General features: G+C 44.5%; 20 protein-coding genes. 12 read left to right on the forward strand and 8 right to left on the reverse strand.

Annotated features, from left to right (window positions below; genetic code table 11):
* Positions 1 to 25 precede the first annotated feature (25 nt).
* The 5 genes from E3D00_RS01495 to E3D00_RS01515 are packed head-to-tail and all read right to left on the reverse strand — an operon-like array spanning position 26 to position 6,190.
* Positions 26 to 460 carry a SufE family protein gene (locus E3D00_RS01495; protein WP_141459301.1) on the reverse strand — a complete coding sequence of 145 codons (435 nt, stop codon included), beginning with the start codon at positions 458 to 460 and terminating at the stop codon, positions 26 to 28.
* Between the two features lie 14 nt (positions 461 to 474).
* Positions 475 to 1,794, reverse strand: a complete 1,320-nt coding sequence (gene hslU / locus E3D00_RS01500; RefSeq protein ID WP_141459303.1) for an ATP-dependent protease ATPase subunit HslU — start codon at positions 1,792 to 1,794, stop codon at positions 475 to 477.
* Position 1,795: 1 nt separating this feature from the next.
* Entirely contained in the window at positions 1,796 to 2,377 is a 582-nt protein-coding gene (hslV, locus tag E3D00_RS01505; RefSeq protein ID WP_141459305.1) for an ATP-dependent protease subunit HslV, read from the reverse strand.
* Positions 2,378 to 2,429: 52 nt separating this feature from the next.
* Positions 2,430 to 4,364 (reverse strand): response regulator, encoded by a 1,935-nt coding sequence (locus tag E3D00_RS01510; RefSeq protein WP_141459307.1) that lies wholly within the window; start codon positions 4,362 to 4,364, stop codon positions 2,430 to 2,432.
* Entirely contained in the window at positions 4,361 to 6,190 is a 1,830-nt protein-coding gene (locus E3D00_RS01515; protein WP_141459309.1) for an ATP-binding protein, read from the reverse strand. The genes E3D00_RS01510 and E3D00_RS01515 overlap by 4 nt, the downstream gene beginning before the upstream one ends.
* 118 nt (positions 6,191 to 6,308) lie before the next feature.
* Between E3D00_RS01515 and E3D00_RS01520 the strand changes: the two genes are divergently transcribed.
* Positions 6,309 to 6,719, forward strand: a complete 411-nt coding sequence (locus E3D00_RS01520) for a hypothetical protein (RefSeq protein WP_141459311.1) — start codon at positions 6,309 to 6,311, stop codon at positions 6,717 to 6,719.
* On the opposite strand, the gene E3D00_RS01525 is transcribed toward E3D00_RS01520, so the two are convergent.
* Positions 6,699 to 7,166 carry a zinc-ribbon domain-containing protein gene (locus E3D00_RS01525; protein WP_141459313.1) on the reverse strand — a complete coding sequence of 156 codons (468 nt, stop codon included), beginning with the start codon at positions 7,164 to 7,166 and terminating at the stop codon, positions 6,699 to 6,701. The two genes, E3D00_RS01520 and E3D00_RS01525, sit on opposite strands and share 21 nt — an antisense overlap.
* Before the next feature lie 82 nt (positions 7,167 to 7,248).
* Here E3D00_RS01525 and E3D00_RS01530 point away from each other — a divergent pair, with 82 nt between their 5' ends.
* From E3D00_RS01530 to E3D00_RS01565, 8 genes are all read left to right on the forward strand, one after another.
* Positions 7,249 to 7,920 (forward strand): cell division ATP-binding protein FtsE, encoded by a 672-nt coding sequence (locus tag E3D00_RS01530; RefSeq protein WP_141459315.1) that lies wholly within the window; start codon positions 7,249 to 7,251, stop codon positions 7,918 to 7,920.
* Positions 7,917 to 8,816 (forward strand): cell division protein FtsX, encoded by a 900-nt coding sequence (locus tag E3D00_RS01535; RefSeq protein WP_141459317.1) that lies wholly within the window; start codon positions 7,917 to 7,919, stop codon positions 8,814 to 8,816. Before E3D00_RS01530 ends, E3D00_RS01535 begins: the two co-directional genes overlap by 4 nt.
* Complete coding sequence (locus tag E3D00_RS01540) at positions 8,795 to 9,409, forward strand: YdcF family protein (RefSeq protein WP_141459319.1); 615 nt, start codon at positions 8,795 to 8,797, stop codon at positions 9,407 to 9,409. Before E3D00_RS01535 ends, E3D00_RS01540 begins: the two co-directional genes overlap by 22 nt.
* A 52-nt stretch (positions 9,410 to 9,461) precedes the next feature.
* Positions 9,462 to 10,202: a lysophospholipid acyltransferase family protein gene (locus tag E3D00_RS01545; protein WP_141459321.1), complete on the forward strand. Its 741-nt coding sequence runs from the start codon at positions 9,462 to 9,464 to the stop codon at positions 10,200 to 10,202.
* A 253-nt stretch (positions 10,203 to 10,455) separates the two neighbouring features.
* Positions 10,456 to 11,541, forward strand: a complete 1,086-nt coding sequence (locus E3D00_RS01550) for a hypothetical protein (RefSeq protein WP_141459323.1) — start codon at positions 10,456 to 10,458, stop codon at positions 11,539 to 11,541.
* A 203-nt stretch (positions 11,542 to 11,744) separates the two neighbouring features.
* Positions 11,745 to 13,163, forward strand: coding sequence for a cytochrome ubiquinol oxidase subunit I (locus tag E3D00_RS01555; RefSeq protein ID WP_141459325.1), 1,419 nt, complete (start codon positions 11,745 to 11,747; stop codon positions 13,161 to 13,163).
* A gap of 6 nt (positions 13,164 to 13,169) precedes the next feature.
* A complete protein-coding gene (cydB, locus tag E3D00_RS01560; protein WP_141459328.1) occupies positions 13,170 to 14,207 on the forward strand; it encodes a cytochrome d ubiquinol oxidase subunit II in 1,038 nt (345 codons plus the stop codon).
* Positions 14,208 to 14,225: 18 nt separating this feature from the next.
* Complete coding sequence (locus E3D00_RS01565; protein WP_141459331.1) at positions 14,226 to 14,381, forward strand: DUF2474 domain-containing protein; 156 nt, start codon at positions 14,226 to 14,228, stop codon at positions 14,379 to 14,381.
* A gap of 41 nt (positions 14,382 to 14,422) precedes the next feature.
* Here E3D00_RS01565 and gloB read toward each other — a convergent pair whose 3' ends face one another.
* On the reverse strand, positions 14,423 to 15,139 hold the full coding sequence (gloB, locus tag E3D00_RS01570) for a hydroxyacylglutathione hydrolase (RefSeq protein ID WP_141459333.1): 717 nt from the start codon (positions 15,137 to 15,139) through the stop codon (positions 14,423 to 14,425).
* 33 nt (positions 15,140 to 15,172) lie between these two features.
* On the opposite strand from gloB, the gene E3D00_RS01575 reads away from it, so the two are divergent.
* The 3 genes from E3D00_RS01575 to E3D00_RS01585 all read left to right on the forward strand — a co-directional run bounded on the left by E3D00_RS01575 (position 15,173) and on the right by E3D00_RS01585 (position 17,511).
* Positions 15,173 to 15,886 (forward strand): methyltransferase domain-containing protein, encoded by a 714-nt coding sequence (locus E3D00_RS01575; protein WP_141459335.1) that lies wholly within the window; start codon positions 15,173 to 15,175, stop codon positions 15,884 to 15,886.
* Between the two features lie 61 nt (positions 15,887 to 15,947).
* The gene (locus tag E3D00_RS01580) at positions 15,948 to 16,625 is read left to right on the forward strand and encodes a phosphatidylserine decarboxylase (protein WP_141459337.1); all 678 of its coding nucleotides are present in this window, start codon (positions 15,948 to 15,950) and stop codon (positions 16,623 to 16,625) included.
* 7 nt (positions 16,626 to 16,632) lie between these two features.
* On the forward strand, positions 16,633 to 17,511 hold the full coding sequence (locus E3D00_RS01585; protein ID WP_141459339.1) for a CDP-alcohol phosphatidyltransferase family protein: 879 nt from the start codon (positions 16,633 to 16,635) through the stop codon (positions 17,509 to 17,511).
* A 60-nt stretch (positions 17,512 to 17,571) separates the two neighbouring features.
* Here the strand turns inward: E3D00_RS01585 and E3D00_RS01590 are convergent, their stop codons facing one another.
* Positions 17,572 to 18,507, reverse strand: a complete 936-nt coding sequence (locus tag E3D00_RS01590; protein ID WP_141459341.1) for an ROK family protein — start codon at positions 18,505 to 18,507, stop codon at positions 17,572 to 17,574.
* Positions 18,508 to 18,544 lie beyond the last annotated feature (37 nt).

Below are 18,544 nucleotides of genomic sequence, written 5' to 3' on the forward strand. Positions count from 1 at the left end.
AAAGACTGACAGAGCTTTTTATTTTTTAAACAGATGCACGCTTTTGAATAGCCTGAGCCATAGCCTCAACACCATTTCCTCTATTGGCTGAGAGCGCTTTTACCAAACCCATTTCATGCAAAAAAACAGGGTCTGTCTTTAAAATCTCTTCTTTGCTACGCCCTGAATAAACACGCAAAAGCAAAGCAACCAAACCTTGTACGATGGTGGCATCCGAAGCCCCAGCAAAATAAAGCTTCCCTTCGCGCTCCTCCGCCTCAAGCCACACTTGGCTCTGGCACCCTGGTACGCGATGCTGTTCATTTTGCCATTCAAGTGGGAATTCAGGTAATTTTTTACCCATCTCTATAATATACTGATACCTTTCCATCCAATCATCAAACATCATCATTTCTGCATTAATATCTTCTATGGCCGCAGCAGCCGTGTCTTCTTGTGGAATAAGAAAAGTATCAGTCACTCTTTTTCCCTTAACTATAAAATGAATCGACTCAAATCGCCTTTTTGAGCAAGCGGCGCTACTCTGTCATGAACATCTTGCGCCGTCACTTTTACAACCTCTCCTTTACGATCAGATGCTGTAAAAGAAATTTCCTCTAATAGCTTTTCGAGCACTGTCGCAAGACGTCGTGCCCCTATATTTTCAACACGATCATTAATATCACTTGCAAGTTCAGCGATAGCATCAACCGCATCATCACCAAACTCCAGCACCACATCCTCAGTTTTCATGAGGCTCACATACTGCTTTAACAGCGAGTGCTCAGGCTCTAGAAGAATTCGTTTAAGATCATTTTGAGTTAAACCCGACAGTTCAACCCTAATCGGTAAACGTCCCTGTAGTTCTGGCAACAAATCTGACGGCTTGGCAATGTGAAAAGCACCCGAGGCAATAAACAAAATATGATCCGTTTTAAGTGGCCCATATTTCGTATTAACTGTTGTCCCCTCAATCAGAGGCAGTAAATCTCTTTGAACCCCTTCCCGAGAAACATCCCCTGTCCTGCTCCCGTTCTCAGATGTAGCGCAGACTTTATCAATCTCATCTAAAAACACGATCCCATGATTTTGGGTATGTTCCAGCGCGTCACGCTTTAAAGCCTCGTTATCAAGAAGCTTATCTGCTTCTTCGCGAATAAGCTGTTCACGCGCAGCAGACACTTTCAACTTCTTTGACGATGGGGAGCGGTTCATTAAACCAGACATCATGTCATTAAAGCTGATCACCTGCCCCGGTTGAATACCCGGTATATCGAGCGAGCCTTTTCCAGCGCCTTGAGGATCAGGAGCAATCTGGATTTCGATCTCTTTTTCTTCTAACGCTCCATCGCGCAACATCTGCCGAAACTTTGCTTTTGTATCAGCCGTAGCTTCTTCCCCAGCGAGAACATCTACCAGTCTATTCTCAGCCGCGTCCTTAGCTTTTTCCTGAACATCGTTGCGGCGTATCTCACGCAACATATTCAGTGATACCTCAACAAGATCCCGAACGATGCTATCAACATCCCGGCCAACATAGCCAACTTCTGTAAACTTCGTCGCTTCCACCTTTAAAAATGGAGATTGTGCAAGCTTAGCTAAACGACGGGCAATCTCTGTTTTACCGCAACCAGTCGGCCCAATCATTAATATATTCTTAGGGACGACTTCTTCGCGCAACTCATCAGAAAGCTGCGCCCTCCGCCAACGATTACGCATTGCCACAGCGACCGCACGTTTGGCATCATTCTGGCCAACAATAAAACGATCAAGCTCTGAAACAATCTGTCGAGGAGAGAAATTAGGGATCGTCATATTATTTACCCTCCTCACCTAATGTTTCAACCGTAACAGAGGCATTCGTATACACACAAATATCGCCTGCAATTTTCATAGCCCGGCGAGCAATTTCAAGCGCACTCAAGCCATCAACCGTCATCAGAGCGCGCGCCGCAGATAGGGCATAATTCCCACCAGAACCGATTGCAATAATTCCATCTTCCGGCTCAAGAACATCACCATTACCTGTAAGCGTAAACGACCGATGTTCATCTGCAACCGCCATCATTGCTTCCAACCGACGAAGATACCGATCCGTACGCCAATCCTTTGCAAGTTCAACACATGCACGTTCAAGCTGACCGGGATACCTCTCCAGTTTTGATTCTAAGCGCTCAAGAAGCGTGAAAGCATCAGCAGTTGCTCCGGCAAACCCTGCCAGAATATTATTCTGAGGCCCTATCCGGCGGACCTTCCTCGCGTTGCCTTTTATAACCGTTTGTCCGAGTGAAACCTGCCCATCGCCGGCCATGGCAACCTGGCCTCCGCGACGAACGCATAAGATGGTCGTGCCGTGCCAGCCGACCGGATCATACGAATGATTTTGATAAGACATCATACCATAAATAGGTCTAAAATTTATGCAAACAAGAGGAAATATTATATCATTCCTATAGGCTCAAATTGCCAATAGCTCCACTCAGCTGTTCTTTCGTGAAAGGTTTGGAAAGAAGGGGTATATTCTTGTCTTCAATCTCTATTTTAGTATGCCCACTAATAAAAAGGATTTTTAGAGACGGCATACGCTCTTTCAAAATTGCAGCACAAGTCGGGCCATCGTAATCTGGCATCATAATATCCAACACGGCTAGATCAAACCCGTTCTTTAATTGATCTTCCTGTTTCAGAATATCCGATAAAGACCCTACAGCTACAACGTTGTGCCCTTCTTGTTGAAGGAAGCCCTGCGTAACCAAACGTACTGAAGGATCATCATCAATAATTAAAATATTTAAATTCCTATTAGCTAATTCCTTTTCAGGTCCTGACTGTGCACGAGGAGGCGAAAGCCGTACGACCTCATCCCGAATAGCAGCTAAAACAACCGTCATTCGCGTACCTGCTCCGGGGGTACTCTCAACAAATATATCTCCAAAACTGCGCTTCAAAAAACCATAAACACTCGAAAGCCCCAAGCCCGTTCCTTTTCCAACTTCTTTGGTGGTAAAAAAGGGGTCAAAAACACGGGAAATCACATCAGGTGGCATACCCTCGCCCTGATCCTCCACATCAATAGCAACAGCATATTCTGTACAGCATTCAGGGGGTAAATCTGTCTGCCCCTGCTTCACCAGCCGAACTGAAATAGAGAGGTCTCCTCCCTTTTTCATGGCATCCCTTGCATTAATACATAAGTTTAATAATGCCATTTCAAGTTGATCAGCGTCGGACCAAACCTGAGGAATATTATCATCAACAGAGCTTAACTTTAAATGACACTCTACCGCAGACTTATCTTTCTGACTACTTTTCAAGCTTTGAAGAAGCAAAGCTTCCAGTTCAGATAAAAGCTTTTGTAAAGATACCGGGCCAAGCTGAGATTCCTTAGGCCGCCCAAACTGTAGCAGCCGTCGTGTTAGTGTTGCCCCTCGCTGTGCAGAATCCATGGCGTTTTTGACAAGCGCTTGCGCGGTTTCATCCAGTTCTGCAATATCTTCTAAAAGCTCTAGCGACCCCGAAATTGCAGCTAATAAATTATTAAAGTCATGCGCTATTCCCCCCGCCAACGTTCCGAGAGATTGTAATTTATCTGATTGTCTTAAATGATTTTCCATTAATACGCGGCTTGTAACATCACGATCCATCGTAACATGCCACCGTTTTTCCAAAACTTCATCTTGGGGCCATGCAAGAGAGAAACGTGTTAATTCGTGCCACTTCTGAGACGTCTTCCCATCTTCATCGCTCACCGTCTCGGCCACTAAACTCTCTACGTGTCCATTCTTCTTGACTACATCTCTCATTCGAGTGACTTCATCGCGCAAGACATCTGGGAAATACGCCAGTTCATCTTCCGAGGCACCGGAGCAATCATGTGCACAATTATTCCGAATACTACGCCCATTAGAATCAGAAAACACCAAACGCAAAGGCAAACTATCTATCAAACCACGCAATAATGCCTGCTCTACCCGTAAAGCTCTTTGTGCTAAAGAATGTTGCGTTACTTCCGCAATAAGGGATCGTAATGTTTCGGAATCCCACGGTTTATGAATATAGGCCTGTATCTGCCCTTGATTGAGAGCCGATACAACGGCATCCAAATCAGCGTATCCCGTCAGCAGAACACTACGCGCATCTGAAATTTTGCGCGCACGCGTTAAAAGTTGATCTCCAGTCAAAGCTGGCATTCTTTGATCTGAGATAATTGTTGCGACGTCTGTATGATATTTTAATAAATCTAAAGCCTGTAGAGGATCTGTTGTCGAAATGATCTCATACTGATCCTCAAGCAAATCTTCTAAGGCGACGAGAATTTCTTCCTCATCATCTACAAGTAAAACCTTAGGGCGACCATGCTTTATACCATTCAATACTATCGTCATTGTGTATATCCGATTGCAACCGGTCCTTCTTCAGTCATACGTACTGGGAGACTTAAACGAAAACATGTCCCGACTCCCTGACCATCAGGCAAATTCGCATCACTAATCTCAATCATGCCATCGTGTGCTTCCATAACACTATAGGCGATGGTCAGCCCTAACCCGGTTCCAGTTCCAACGGGCTTTGTTGTAAAAAACGGGTCAAATACACGGCTTCGCAAATGGTCGGGGAGTCCCGCTCCATCATCACTAATTGAAATTTCGTATGAATCGTTATGCAACCGGGAAGCAATAACAATTTTTCCTTTTATAACCTTGGGTTGCCCCTCATACCCTTCGTTCATATCAGCAAGAGCATCTGCTGCGTTAGAAATCACATTCATGACCGCTTGATTCAGAAAAGCAGGCTGACACACCAGTTGATTAGGAGCCTGCAAATCCTTCTCTATAATTATTCCGCCACCTAATTTATGTCCCAATAAAGCGAGGGCTATTTCAAGCGCATCCGCGACATCTACCGTTTGGAAAGAACTTTCATCCAAATGAGAAAAACGTCGTAAATTCAGAACCAGATTCTGAATACGTTGCAGCCCCAACTTCATAGAACCCAACCGCGCAACTCCTTTATCAATGACAGGCTGCGCATCATCAAGATTACTAATTTGTCGTAAACGCTTCAGATTTCGTTCAACTGTTTCGGCATGAGCAACCGTAAAAGCCAATGGATTATTAATTTCATGGGCAATCCCCGCTACCAGCTCACCAAGAGATGCCATTTTTGCTGTTTGAACAAATTTTGACTGCGCTTGAATAAGCTGCTCATTCGTTCGAGCCAATTCCATATTCGCTTGAGCTAAAGCTTCTGCCATTTCTGCTTTGGCGCGGGTCGCTTCCAAGATAAGAGCACTTTGTTGACGCTCTATTTCCTGCTGTCGAAACTCATCCTGCGCCATCCGACGTTGTGCCAAAGTCCGAATACGCATAGCCAAAGCTTCAAGCGCAATATCACTGGGGACCAGATCATCAATCCCAGCCTCAAAAAACTCTCCTGAAGACTGCTTACGAAAACGAGACGCTTCTACAATCCCTAAAGTTCGAAATGGAATCCCCCCAGCATCTAAAATGGCCTGCCGTCTTGCATCCAGTAATCGGCAAAATTTTATATCATCAAACCCACTATTCAACTCCAGAACCAAACAGTCTGGACTATCAACCCCGCGTAACCAACCACCTTCAATCAAATCTTCTGAACGCTCAATCGATGTCACCGTATGGCCGTCTCGCCAGAGCAACTCTCCCAAAGAGGCTCCAGAAAGATCGCTATCTAATACGTCTTCGTCTTCTTCTGTTGGGGAGTTAACAATAACAATACGAGAACGACGTAACCTTGCCGCCTCATCCACCTGCACCACTTCCGGGCCAGCGCGTAACAATGCACGCATCCGTAATACCAGAAGGTCCGGGTGAGCAGACTTCGATATATAAGCATCTGCGCCACTTTCCAGTCCCTCACGGTCTGCTCCCAAGGGCACATCAGCCGTTAACATCAACAAAGGAATGTTACGTGTTAAAGGTTCCAGACGTAACCGCCGCGCTAACTGCCCCCCTGTCATTCCAGGAAGCTCAGAGCACACAACGATCAGTTCAGGATCCAAGTCCTCAACGACTCTTAATGTAGATTCTCCACTCTCAATGCACGTAACAGCAAAGCCTTCTTTCAGAAGAACTCGCCACATTTTTTGTGCATCCTCTTGGTTTGCATCAACCAAAAGTACACGAGCGTTCTCGACCTCAGAACCAGAGGTTTTTAAATCAAATGACGACATATCTAACAAAGAAGATTTGCATTAAATGTCTCTTCCCGCTAGTGAAAAGTGAGCATTATACCTATTTTTTGGAAATAATGCTCCCAATTCACATGACCGGACCAGTGGAAAAAACACAATGGACATGCAACCTCCCCGCCATATCACGGAGCGTCTTCAACATATCCGTAGCGGAGACAACGGACCATTCTCAACGGCTGGACTCATAAAAACAATCATCTGGTCTATATGTTATTTCTTCTTTTATTTTGGGCAGCAGGTTGCTGAGCTTCTCGCACCTATTTTCCTGATTCTCGGAATTGGTTGGTATTTATTACCTCATATCGTAAGTGCCATTACCACAAGTGCTGCAAGTGCTGATCCACAAGCTAAAGACATTATGAATCATGTTGCCGGAACTCTTCCAACGCATTTACAAATCGCTGGACATTACGTCACAGCAACATCGCTGATTTTTGACGGGTTTCTACTGATGGCTCTCGCAGCAATCGGTGCTACTCTTTCCGCACTAACCGCTCGTCAAATGTAATAATGTTTTAGGAGAAGTTAAGAAACTAAGGCTCGACCAAAAATCTGTCACTTCTCCCCCCTGTTGCCAATGCCATGCAGCCAGCGCAGCACCGCTTACAAGCATGGCACTCGCTCCCCAAGCTGCCAGCCAGCCTGCAACATTTCCATTATTTCCAGATTTTTGGAATAAATAGCCTGTTTTTTTTATATTCTCATTCTGAAACAAATTAATATAATTTGGCTTCGCTCCCCCCTCAGTTACAGAGGCATGTTTTTTCAAAAGCGTTTGTGGCGCAATAACATTAGCCTCCAATCCCTCTGGCAAAGACCAACTCTCTTTACAATTTGCACATCGTAGACGATGGGCTTGTTCTATGACATTTTGGGGAACTTCAAATACGGCGTGGCAATGAGGACATTCTAAACGCATGAAATTATCTTTCGGATCATTATCAGAAATAATCATAAGCTAATCTGGACACCTGCCAGACCTTAAAATATTATTATTAACAGACGATTAATGGCGCCCTATTTGTGATGTTCTTCTAATGATTTCCCTCCATGATGTTTCCATGAAACCCCCGGGGGTAGGGAAACCTGTCCTACACGGCTTAACATTGCATATTCCGCAAGGAGAGTTTCGTTGGCTCCTTGGGCCTTCAGGCGCAGGGAAATCAAGCTTTTTAAAACTTTTGACCTTAGGAGCCAAACCCTTTTCTGGCCATATGGAAGTCCTTGGGGTCCCCGTAAGTAGAGCCAACAGAAGCACACTTAGAGATTTGCGCCGCCGCATCGGCTTTGTCCCTCAAGATTATCGCCTCATAAGTGAATGGTCTGTTTACGACAACATTGCTTTACCACTCCGACTCAAAAACCATAGTGAGCGCAGCATTCGTAAAGAAGTCTTTAATGTTCTTGAGTGGCTCGATGTCGCTACGCATACTTATTCACTTCCCACCACTCTTTCCGGTGGAGAACAACAGCGTGTTGCCATTGCGCGTGCTTTGATTAATCGACCCGAGATCCTTCTTGCCGACGAGCCCACAAATGCTCTTGAAGCAGATCAAGCACGGCATTTACTAACAACGTTCCAAGAACTTATTGACCTTGGCACAACCGTTATCGTCGCAACCCATAACGAATTTTTGGTTCAGGAAGCCCCGCCGGCTCAAGCCATTATGCTTCGAGACGGAACACTAGATCGGCAGACCGTTTTATGAGTAGGCGTATTTCCCCCGGATTACGATCGGGTAGTTTACCCATTCTTGCTGCTTTAATGACAATGCTGGGTGGGTTTGCTCTTGCAGGTCTGACGGGCGTACAAACACTTGCATCAGAATGGTTAAAAGCAGCTCAAAGTGCTGCTACAATTGAAATTCCTAGCGATATTCCTAATTTCTCTGCTCGGAAGACCAAACTCCTTCTATCATTCCAAAATGATCCCAATGTTCTGAAAGTTGATGAGCTGAGTTCTGAACAAACTCAAGACCTCCTAGCACCATGGCTGGGCAAATCTGAAAACGATAAAAAACCCCTTTTTGGACTTACCCTCCCTAAGGTTATTATCGTCAGTCACAAGCCGACGGCTCATTTAGAAGGCATATTAAATGAGCTGATCCCTGAAGCCACGTTGCAAGAAGATATGCAGTGGGGAGATCGATTAAACCAACTGGGAAATAGCCTTGTCGTCTGTGCATGGTTCACCGTTTTGCTAATCATGATTGTAGCTGTGTTATCTATTGGCATCACCGTGCGTCGATCTGTTGCTTCCCAAAAACGTGCAACAGAAATAGTCCATTCGCTTGGCGTGGCAGACTTTACTATTTCCAGTCATATTGCTGGGCATACTGCTATCTTATGCTTCCTCGGAAGCCTCACCGGCCTCATCTTCTTGGCTCCCATAACCATTTACATGGCCGAAATTCTTGCACCATTTAGCCAACAGGCTATTATACTTCACAATTTCCCACTGTCCTTCAGTGAATGGAAAAACGCCTTAACTTTTCTCCCTTCTATTCTTGTCAAAGAACTTGTTTTTTTACCGATTATCGCCACTCTTTTAGGCTGGATCACTGCGCAAGGTGTCGTTTTATCATGGCTTCGCCGACTACCTTGAAAAAAGGGATATTGAGTATCCTGTTTTTACTGGGCCTTCTATGGACAGGCGGTTTCGTGTGGTTTGTCGATGATGCAAAACACCCCTCTCCCGTTGCCTCTGTCTGTGATGGCATCGTGGCCCTAACAGGTGGGCAATCTCGTATTGATACATCAATCACACTTTTAAAGGGAGGTTATGGGCAACTGCTTCTCATTTCAGGTGTGAGCCGACATGTGACATTAGAACAGTTAACACAGGCACAACAGCAGGTCGTTTCTGATAATCTGGCGTCACGTATTACACTCGGCCATCGCGCCACAAGTACAATAGGCAATGCAAACGAAGCTGCTGAATGGGCCTATTCTCATCACCTCACAAGCTTACTTGTTGTCACAGCAGGATATCATATGAGACGCGCTATGATTGAGTTACACAGAACAATGCCTGATATTCATTTGGTTCCTTATGTTGTAATACCTCCCGCACTTAACAATTCTTTCTCTCGCCACACCCTGTTGCTCATGCTCAAAGAGTATTTGAAATTTCTTAGAGCGGAACTTGGCAGTGTAACGGGGCTGCCAGATGGACGGCAGGGCTTACTTTCCTCCTAAACATAACTTACTTATCTCCCTCACTTTGCTATTCTTCCGGTGCCATTCCATCATGACCAGTTTATTCCGTGGCTTATGTTTCAACCTTTATTTGTTAATTCTTACCCTTACCATGGGACTAGGGGCTCTCCCCATTCGTCTATTAAAGAATAAAAGATGGGCTTTATCATACGCCAAACTCTGGTCGAAGGCCGTGTTATATGGTTTCCAGCGCATTTGTTCGGTGCAAATTGAGGTACTTGGACAAGAAAATATTCCTAAAGGCCCTGTCATTATTGCCTCTCAGCATCAGTCTTTTTTTGATGGTTTTGTCTGGATGAACCTTGTTCCGCTTCCAGCATATATTATTAAAAAAGAGCTTACAAAAATTCCTCTTGTAGGACCTATGCTTATTCTGTCAGGCATGATCCCTGTGGAACGGAGTGCCGGCTCAAAAGCTTTACGTGACATGATTAAAACCACAACCGAAGCGCATGCACAAAACCGACAAATCATTATTTTTCCCGAAGGGACGCGAACTCTTCCTGGGGAACGTCATCCTGTTCAACCAGGAATTATTGCACTAGCCCGTCAATCCAATGTGCCTATTATTCCTGTGGCCACAAATTCTGGAATATTTTGGGAGCGCAATCCTTGGCGTAAACATTCTGGTATTCTAAAAGTCGTGATCGGTAGCCCCCTATCATCCACAACCAGCCGCCAAGGCTTTATCAATAATCTGGAAAAGAACTGGGAAACATTGTGTAAGTCCCACAATCTTCCATTTTATGTTGTGGATAAGTCTGTGGAATGACTTTTAAACTCTTGACTATGCTCGTCATGCAAAAAAGAACTCTTATCATCTCTTCATATTACTTTAATAGAAAGGCTCTATTTTAAAATAAATGTTTTTGTTGATTTTCTGCGAATTTTAACAAATTATTTTGTTCCACACCTTCCTAAGATGACTGCCTTTAGTCATACTTTGATAAAATATTCTTCCTTTGATTACTTTTTTAGTGATTGGGGATAATATTCATCATCTTTACATTAGAGTTGCTTGAGTTTTGAAGAAAATAACCTCTCTCTTTGCCAAAACCATTACTCAACATAGAAAAAAACTGCGTCTTTTTTCTATATGTCTTGTTGCTCTTCTCGGTATTGATACAGCCGCATGGCTTCTAACAACATCACACTTAAAAAAAGAAACCATTCACTTCCTTAACAATATAGATTCTGACGGATATAATGTTTCATTCTCTCATATAAATGCCAAAGGCTGGCCATTCGGAGCATGGGTCGAACTCACAGCCCCACACATCAAACACATACATTCACCTAATATTCCCTTGGATATTGGCTGGCAGGGCGACACTGTTCAAATTGGTGGGGCATGGCCAAGCCTGATTACCAGCACATTACATATCCACTTTAATAAACGACACGCTTTACGGTTTATCTCAGGCGACAATCAGCTCACTCTTGTTCTGGATACTCTCAATTTAAAATATTCCCGCGCAAATACAGATATTTTATTTAATATACATTCATTGGAAGGTTCTTTTTATAGCCCTTCTCTTGAGCAACGGTTTTTGTCTCATCACCTCTTCGGACGAATAATCATCCCGTATAATGTAAAGCCCGGCCAAACTCGTGTAGGGGCCAACCTATATGCCTCCAACACACTGCTTCCTATTATAAATAAAACCTCTGTAGAGCTGGAAAACACTCACCTATCTATCGCCCTTAGTGCATCAAATATTGATGCGCCACTCTTTAATCCAGATGCTTTTAAACGCCTCTTTATTCAAGATTTTTCAACATCCTTTGCTAACCTCCCCAGTTCCGCACGGATCAAAACTGCCGGGGTGCTAAGTTATCCCCAATGTAATGGCTCGCTTTTTGTTACCTTACTAAACTGGCAGGCTATGGCTCACAAAGCGTTAACTCTTCCTGTCTTGCAAAGCTCAATAAGCCCAGACCTACAAAGTATCATTCAAAAAATGCTTCATACTCAACCATCATACTCTATATCCAATGCTCCTTTAACGGTTGAAATACCTTTGCAAAATCACTCTTTCCCCCCTGAAATTATAAATCTTTTCCGTTTAATATCTTCAAAAAAAATTGACGTCTTATATCAACCTGAGTAGAGAGTAATCAGTTAAATTTGATATTTATCAAATGACTGTGATGAACATGGGTGCTCCCATTCATCATTTAAATCCCTCAATATGAAGGTATATTTTCATATATCTTCTTTTCTTCAAACCTAAACGGCCTGAACGCAGAACGCAGGAACTTAATTGTTGCCCTTCTCGCTGCGCTCCGTCGTTAAAGCAGAAGGCGCTCCATAATGTTTGGCCTGACGGCTTTATTTCTCGCGCGTTTTCAATTCGCCTTTACAGTCGGATTCCATATTGTGTTTCCGGCGTTTTCGATTGGACTAGCCGCTTATCTTGCAGTTCTTGAAGGGTTATGGCTCAAAACTGGCCGTAGCGCTTACCTAGATCTGTTTAAATATTGGTTAAAAATCTTCTCTATCGTGTTTGGTATGGGAGTGGTTTCTGGCCTTGTGATGTCCTACGAGTTTGGAACCAACTGGTCCCAATTCTCCCAAAAGGCAGGGCCAATCCTTGGGCCCATGCTCGCTTATGAAGTGATGACAGCCTTCTTCTTGGAAGCTGGTTTCTTAGGCGTCATGATGTTTGGCTTAAACCGTGTTGGTAAGGGCCTACATTTTGCATCAACATGCTTGGTCTCCATCGGAACACTCATTTCCATGACGTGGATCCTTGCCTCCAACTCTTGGATGCAAACGCCACGCGGTTACATCATCGATAAAGCAACAGGCCGCTTCCTTCCGGGGGATTGGCTGCAGATTATCTTTAACCCATCCTTCCCATATCGTTTGGTTCATATGGGCCTTGCAGCATTCCTATCGGTTGCGTTTGTCGTTGCAGGCGTTGCGAGCTGGCACTTCTTAAAAGCGCGCCGGGAAGGTCGTCAGGCGTCTGAACAAGTGCGTCTGATGTTTTCCATGGCAATGTGGATGGCAGCGATTGTATCCCCTATTCAGTTCATAGCGGGAGACACTCAAGGACTAAACACCCTTGAATATCAACCAGCCAAAGTTGCCGCTATGGAAGGCGACTGGGAATCTGAAGGCCGCGCACCTGAGATCCTGTTTGGTATTCCTGATATGGAACACGAAACAACTCATTACAAAGTGCAGATCCCTTTCCTTGGCTCCCTCATTCTTACTCATAGTCTTGATGGTAAGGTTCCTGGCCTCAAAGACTACCCGAAAGATATTCGCCCTTATTCACCACTCCTGTTCTTCTCTTTCCGTATCATGGTGGCCTTAGGCTGCTTGATGATTTTGGTTGGACTGTGGTCTCTATGGCTTCGGTGGAGAGGTCATCTCTACACGAATACTCTTCTGCAACGCCTTCTTATCCTCATGGCACCTTCTGGTTTCGTTGCATTGCTTTGCGGATGGACGACAACAGAAGTTGGACGACAACCCTATACCGTTTATGGGCTACTCAAAACGGCAGATAGTGTTTCTCCTATTTCTCTTCCCAATCTCGAAACATCCATGACTGCGTTTGTTATCGTCTATTTCATCATCTTTACGGCTGGAATAGTCGTGCTCCTACGTAGCTTTGCCCAAGAACCTCATAGCAATGAAGAGGGCCCTTCTGAGCATGAACCTCAGATGGCAGCGGGAACAACGCAAATTTCTCATCATCCACATCATTGGGCGGAGTAAGAAATCATGATGGAAACCGCTTCTTCTTGGCTTCCTGTTGTCTGGGCAGTTCTCGCTGCAACGGCAATATTTATCTATGTTATTCTTGATGGCTTTGATCTGGGAATAGGCATACTCTTTCTAAAAGAACGCGATCATGAAAATCGCAGTGTCATGATGAACACAATCGCTCCGGTTTGGGACGGGAACGAAACGTGGATGATCTTTGGAGGAGCCGCATTATATGGTGTCTTTCCTGTTGCTTATGGCACCATCTTACCCGCGCTATACTTACCCCTGCTCTTCATGATGCTTGCGCTTATTCTGCGCGGCGTTTCTTTCGAGTTCCGTTTTAAAATGACCTCTCCCTTTGGCCGTTTCTTCTGGGATACAGCTTTTTGTGGAGGTTCTTTTGTCGCCGCCTTCATGCAAGGCATTATCCTTGGCACTCTTATCCAAGGTATTCCCATCAAGAATGAAAATAATACTTTTACATTTATTGGCACATCACTGGATTGGTTGACACCTTTTGCACTCTTCTGTGGGCTAGCGGTCGCTATTGGCTACAGCTTACTCGGTGCTACATGGCTCATCATGCGATGTGAAGGGGCATTGCAAGAGACAATGCGTCGAGCTGCTTATGGTTTAGGGGCGCTGACACTGCTTGCTATTGCGATTATTTCAGTATGGACACCTCAGCTTCATGCAACATATATGCAGCGTTGGTTTGAATGGCCACAGATTGCACTCGTTGCTCCTGTTCCTGTAGCTGTGGTTATCGTTTCACTTACCCTCTTCTTAGGCCTACGCAACAAAAACTCTGAAATCCTTCCTTTTGTTGCAACGCTTTTGCTTTTCTTCCTGTGCTTTTCAGGATTAGGCATCAATATCTGGCCCTACATCGTACCACCTAGCATTACGATTTGGATGGCCTCCTCTCCTCCTGCCAGCCAAGCCTTCCTGCTTTGCGGTGCTATGTTCTTACTACCCGCGATTTCTGCTTATAACATTTATTCCTATTATGTTTTCCGAGGAAAAGTGACAGCAGACCATCACTATCATTGATTTTTGGGAGTTCATGTCATGCGTATTGAATATGGCAAACTCAGCCAAAAAACAGGCCCTCTCTCTTGGATGAACCGACTGGGATGGTTTGTCCTTCTCTGGCTTGGTGGGGTCTCTGTTGTTGGGATCGGTGCTGAACTCTTGAAAGTTATTATTTTTGGTAAACACACCTGAAATACAAAAACCCCCGTCAATGCTTTGACGGGGGTTTTTGTTTAAAAAACATCTTTTTCACGTCTTAACTGAGCAAATATATCAACATTAAGAGCGCGCAAGAAAGGATTTGTCCGCCTTTCCTCGCCTAATGTAACAGGTAATGTTGGCTTCCTTTCTGATAATAATTTTTCAACCTCTTCTGAACGTCGTTTTAAATCCAAATTATCCGGGTCCACAGACCGGGCGAATTTTATATTCGAACGAGTATATTCATGCCCAGCGCAGACTAACGTTTCATCTGGCAAATCATCATATCGATGAAGGCTTCTAAAAAGCTCCTCTGCACTCCCTTCAAGTAACCGTCCACACCCTGCACTAAACAAAACATCACCAGAAAATAGTGCCGGAACATCCCTAATCACAAAAGAAATATGACCAACCGCGTGCCCTGGTGTCAAAAGAACATCAACCTGATGTTTGCCCAATAAAAAACTCTCTCCATCACCTAACGAACGATCCAAAGGCGGTAGTAAATCTAAATTCTTTTCTGGACCAAAAATTTTTGCCCCATATCGTTCTTTCAGTTTTTCAGCTCCCATAGTATGGTCTGAATGATGATGGGTTAGTAAGATTAAATTAAGTTTTTCACCGCCAAGCACTTCCATGATAGGCTCAGCATCACCCGGATCAACAACAGCGCGTATTCCATCATCCGTTGTCAGTAACCATGCATAATTATCAGTCAAAACACGAACTGGTCTAATATCGATTGCCATATAATCCCTTCTTAATAATTGTGCGGAACGTTCATGCGAAAACATCTGATTTATAATCAGTTCAAAGATGCAGCGTCATTCTATGACAGTCCTCTTGGTCACCGCACCGCAAATCTCATCTTCTCTAACCTTACAACGTTACACCCCAAAATTGTATCAGAACATATTCTTGGAATCGGATATCCTGCCCCTTATTTAGCGTCCAATCCGAATTCTATTTGCGCTCGCATCAACCACGGACAAACCTATAGATCTACCCTTCGTGCGAGCAAAGAATGCTTGATCAGTAGCGAGTGTCTTCCTTTTGATGATTTATCAATCGATACCACCCTCGTGATCCATGGTCTGGAATTCAGCCACTCACCGGCTAATTTTTTACGCTCTATCTGGAAAATCATGAAAGATGACGGCGTACTCATCCTTGTGGTGCCCAATCGGCGCAGTGCTTGGGCGCATAACGATTCTACGCCCTTTGGCCATGGAACCCCTTTTAGCCGCCAACAGTTAAATAACTTACTCAAACAATGTTTCTTTAGAACAGAAATATATCATAAAGCGCTTATTCTTCCGCCTTCTATCCTTTCAAAAGTTTCGGGAACTTTTGCTGAAAAACTAAACCAATTTGCAGTCTACCCCTGCGCTGGTGTACACATTGTCCTCGCGCACAAAAATATTCATGCAGGCATTCCTGCGTTAAAAGAGGAAAAAAACTTCTCCATTTCACGTCAATTAATTAAATTCGCCTGAAAAAGGCCTTCTTTGTAACAAATTATTGACGTTAATTTTCTGGGCTCTAAAAGTAGTTGTCATGTCATTAATTCAATCTTTTAAATTTGTTCTCTCTCCTCCTCACCGTGCAGCACTTCCTTTCATTGCTGCGGGAACGGCCATTGGTTTTTTAGGGAGAATTACCCCTTGGCGTTTAACGCGCCTCATCGGGAAAGCCGGTTTCGCTTTCAGTGCATTTTCATTTTATTTTTTCCGTGACCCAAAGCGTTACTCCCCTCAAGAAGCGGACCTTGTTTTGGCTTCTGCTGATGGTCGCGTAACATCTATCGCACTGGTTCCCCCACCTCATTCTTTGGAAATGGGAACAACACCCGTATGGCGTGTTTCAACATTTCTTTCTGTTTTAGATGTCCATATCAATCGTATACCTGCAGCTGGGCAAGTTACAAAAATTGTTTACCACACTGGTAAATTTTTGAACGCAAGCCTTGATAAAGCTTCAGAACATAATGAACGTAATGAAGTCCGCCTCACTCTTCCAGATGGCCGGAACATTGGGGTTGTTCAAATTGCAGGCCTCATTGCCCGTCGTATTCTATGTTTTGTGAAGGAAGATGACCGCTTAGAAGCAGGTGAGCGTTTTGGGTTGATACGCTTTGGCTCCAGAACAGATGTTTACCTTCCACCGGGCGTGGAACCTCTGGTTACCGAAGGTCAAACCATGATCGCTGGCGAAACTATTCTCGCAAAACTCTGAACCTATCATGACACATCCCGACAGTACCGGTCTTCTTCGCTCCGGGAAACGGCGCAAAATAAGACGTAGATTACGTAAAATAGGACGCTCTCCTCGCACACGTGTGCGAGGGCCTTCTTTTAATCGCCTTATCCCCAATATCCTGACCATGCTTGGCTTATGCTCTGGGCTCAGCAGTATGCGTTTTGCATTAAATCATTATTTTGCACATGCTGCTGTCGCACTCGTTATTGCCGCGTGTATTGATGGTTTAGATGGACGCATTGCACGGATGTTAAAAGGCACCTCCCGTTTTGGAGCCGAATTCGACAGTCTGTCAGACTTTGTTTGTTTTGGAGTTGTCCCTCCGTTTATCCTGCTTCTTTGGTGCTTACAAAATGCGGGGCGTTACGCCTTTATTCCATGCATCATGTTTACCGTTTGTATGGCCTTGCGGTTAGCCCGTTTTAACGCAAGCCTTGATGATGATACCAAACCTGATTATTCAGCCAATTTTTTTACTGGGGTTCCAGCACCAGCGGGAGCGGGTATCGTTCTTTTCCCAGTTTTTTTAGGCTTGGAAGCGAAACGTCTTCATATAAGCGCTTTATCAAATTTTGCTCATTCACCCTTTCTCGCCAGTACATGTCTGATTTTAACAGCGTTTTTACTGGTTTCTACCTTCCCCGTTTGGTCTTTTAAAAATTTCAAAGTCCCCTCTCGGTTTGTTCTGCCTCTTATGCTGGGGATTTGCTTCTTTACTGCTGTCCTTGTTGCTGACCCATGGGGAGCCTTAGCCGCAGCAAGCCTTTTTTACCTAGTACTTTTACCTTTCTCTCGCCTCTCCTACCATCGTTTAAAAAGAGCGGCTGAAGAAATGTCAGAGGCCGTTGAAGAAACTGCCTAGTTACAAAAAAGCCGCTGAAAAATATCAGCGGCTTTTTTATATATAAATTTTATTCAAAAATTATTCTGTTACATCCCATAGCCATGCAGCCCCACGAACTCCAGAACTGTCGCCATGCTTATTTTTTACAATAGCGGTATTGCATACAGGTGTAATTACATTACGGCTTAAGAGAGGTGGTACGCGTTTATAAAGTGTCTCTAAGTTGGACACTCCACCGCCCAAAACAATCACATCCGGATCTAAGAAGTTAATAACCAAAGAGCATGCACGTGCAAAACGCTCTACATATCGATTCAAGGCATCAATCGCAGCCTGATCTCCATTAGCAGCCGCTTCTTCAATTCCTGCGGTGTTACGGTTCCCTGCCCCTTTCCAATCTTCAGCCAAAGCAGGCCCACACAAATAGCGTTCCATACAGCCAGAATTACCACAGAAGCACTTACGCGGTTCTCCATCTCCTGGAATCATCCATGGCAATGGAATATGCCCCCATTCGCCAGCAACATGGTGCCTTCCTTCCATAACACGGCCATTATTAACAATCCCGGCGCCCATGCCCGTTCCGATAATAACACCAAAAACAGTGGTCGCTCCTTTCCCGGCACCATCCGCCGCTTCAGAAAGAGCAAAGCAATTTGCATCATTTTCAATACGAACGGGGCGAGACATGGCTGATTCCAAGTCACGTCCGAAAGGATTGTTATTTAACCATGTCGCATTGGCATTTTTAATTAGGCCAGTCTCTGGAGAAATCGAGCCCGGAATACCAATCCCCAATGTAGACGTTTTTTGTCCGGCAGAAACTCTATGGCTAGAGACAGAACCCAAACGTTGATCAATCTGCGTTACAAAATCACGAACTGCTTTTACAGCTTCGTCATACACTCCCGGATTAGGAATTCGTTCTCTTAGAACCAATTCACCTACACGATTAAGTGCTGCAATCTCGATCTTTGTGCCGCCGAGATCAATACCAAGCCGATAGTCAGCCATTTCATATCCTGTGTATTCGACGATACCCCCAAAGGAG

The organism is Swingsia samuiensis (genome assembly GCF_006542355.1).
GTDB lineage: Bacteria > Pseudomonadota > Alphaproteobacteria > Acetobacterales > Acetobacteraceae > Gluconobacter > Gluconobacter samuiensis.

Excerpts from the sequence above, each read along its gene's own strand:
- hslU (WP_141459303.1), bottom strand. The coding sequence starts at position 1,794 with ATGACGATCCCTAATTTCTCTCCTCGACAGATTGTTTCAGAGCTTGAT.
- E3D00_RS01525 (WP_141459313.1), bottom strand. The coding sequence starts at position 7,166 with ATGATTATTTCTGATAATGATCCGAAAGATAATTTCATGCGTTTAGAA.
- E3D00_RS01575 (WP_141459335.1), top strand. The coding sequence starts at position 15,173 with ATGCGAAAACATCTGATTTATAATCAGTTCAAAGATGCAGCGTCATTC.
- E3D00_RS01540 (WP_141459319.1), top strand. The coding sequence starts at position 8,795 with ATGGCTTCGCCGACTACCTTGAAAAAAGGGATATTGAGTATCCTGTTT.
- E3D00_RS01580 (WP_141459337.1), top strand. The coding sequence starts at position 15,948 with ATGTCATTAATTCAATCTTTTAAATTTGTTCTCTCTCCTCCTCACCGT.
- gloB (WP_141459333.1), bottom strand. The coding sequence starts at position 15,139 with ATGGCAATCGATATTAGACCAGTTCGTGTTTTGACTGATAATTATGCA.
- E3D00_RS01535 (WP_141459317.1), top strand. The coding sequence starts at position 7,917 with ATGAGTAGGCGTATTTCCCCCGGATTACGATCGGGTAGTTTACCCATT.
- E3D00_RS01565 (WP_141459331.1), top strand. The coding sequence starts at position 14,226 with ATGCGTATTGAATATGGCAAACTCAGCCAAAAAACAGGCCCTCTCTCT.
- E3D00_RS01545 (WP_141459321.1), top strand. The coding sequence starts at position 9,462 with ATGACCAGTTTATTCCGTGGCTTATGTTTCAACCTTTATTTGTTAATT.
- hslV (WP_141459305.1), bottom strand. The coding sequence starts at position 2,377 with ATGATGTCTTATCAAAATCATTCGTATGATCCGGTCGGCTGGCACGGC.
- E3D00_RS01520 (WP_141459311.1), top strand. The coding sequence starts at position 6,309 with ATGGACATGCAACCTCCCCGCCATATCACGGAGCGTCTTCAACATATC.
- E3D00_RS01590 (WP_141459341.1), bottom strand. The coding sequence starts at position 18,507 with ATGGCTGACTATCGGCTTGGTATTGATCTCGGCGGCACAAAGATCGAG.
- E3D00_RS01585 (WP_141459339.1), top strand. The coding sequence starts at position 16,633 with ATGACACATCCCGACAGTACCGGTCTTCTTCGCTCCGGGAAACGGCGC.
- E3D00_RS01530 (WP_141459315.1), top strand. The coding sequence starts at position 7,249 with ATGATTTCCCTCCATGATGTTTCCATGAAACCCCCGGGGGTAGGGAAA.
- E3D00_RS01555 (WP_141459325.1), top strand. The coding sequence starts at position 11,745 with ATGTTTGGCCTGACGGCTTTATTTCTCGCGCGTTTTCAATTCGCCTTT.
- E3D00_RS01515 (WP_141459309.1), bottom strand. The coding sequence starts at position 6,190 with ATGTCGTCATTTGATTTAAAAACCTCTGGTTCTGAGGTCGAGAACGCT.
- E3D00_RS01510 (WP_141459307.1), bottom strand. The coding sequence starts at position 4,364 with ATGACGATAGTATTGAATGGTATAAAGCATGGTCGCCCTAAGGTTTTA.
- cydB (WP_141459328.1), top strand. The coding sequence starts at position 13,170 with ATGATGGAAACCGCTTCTTCTTGGCTTCCTGTTGTCTGGGCAGTTCTC.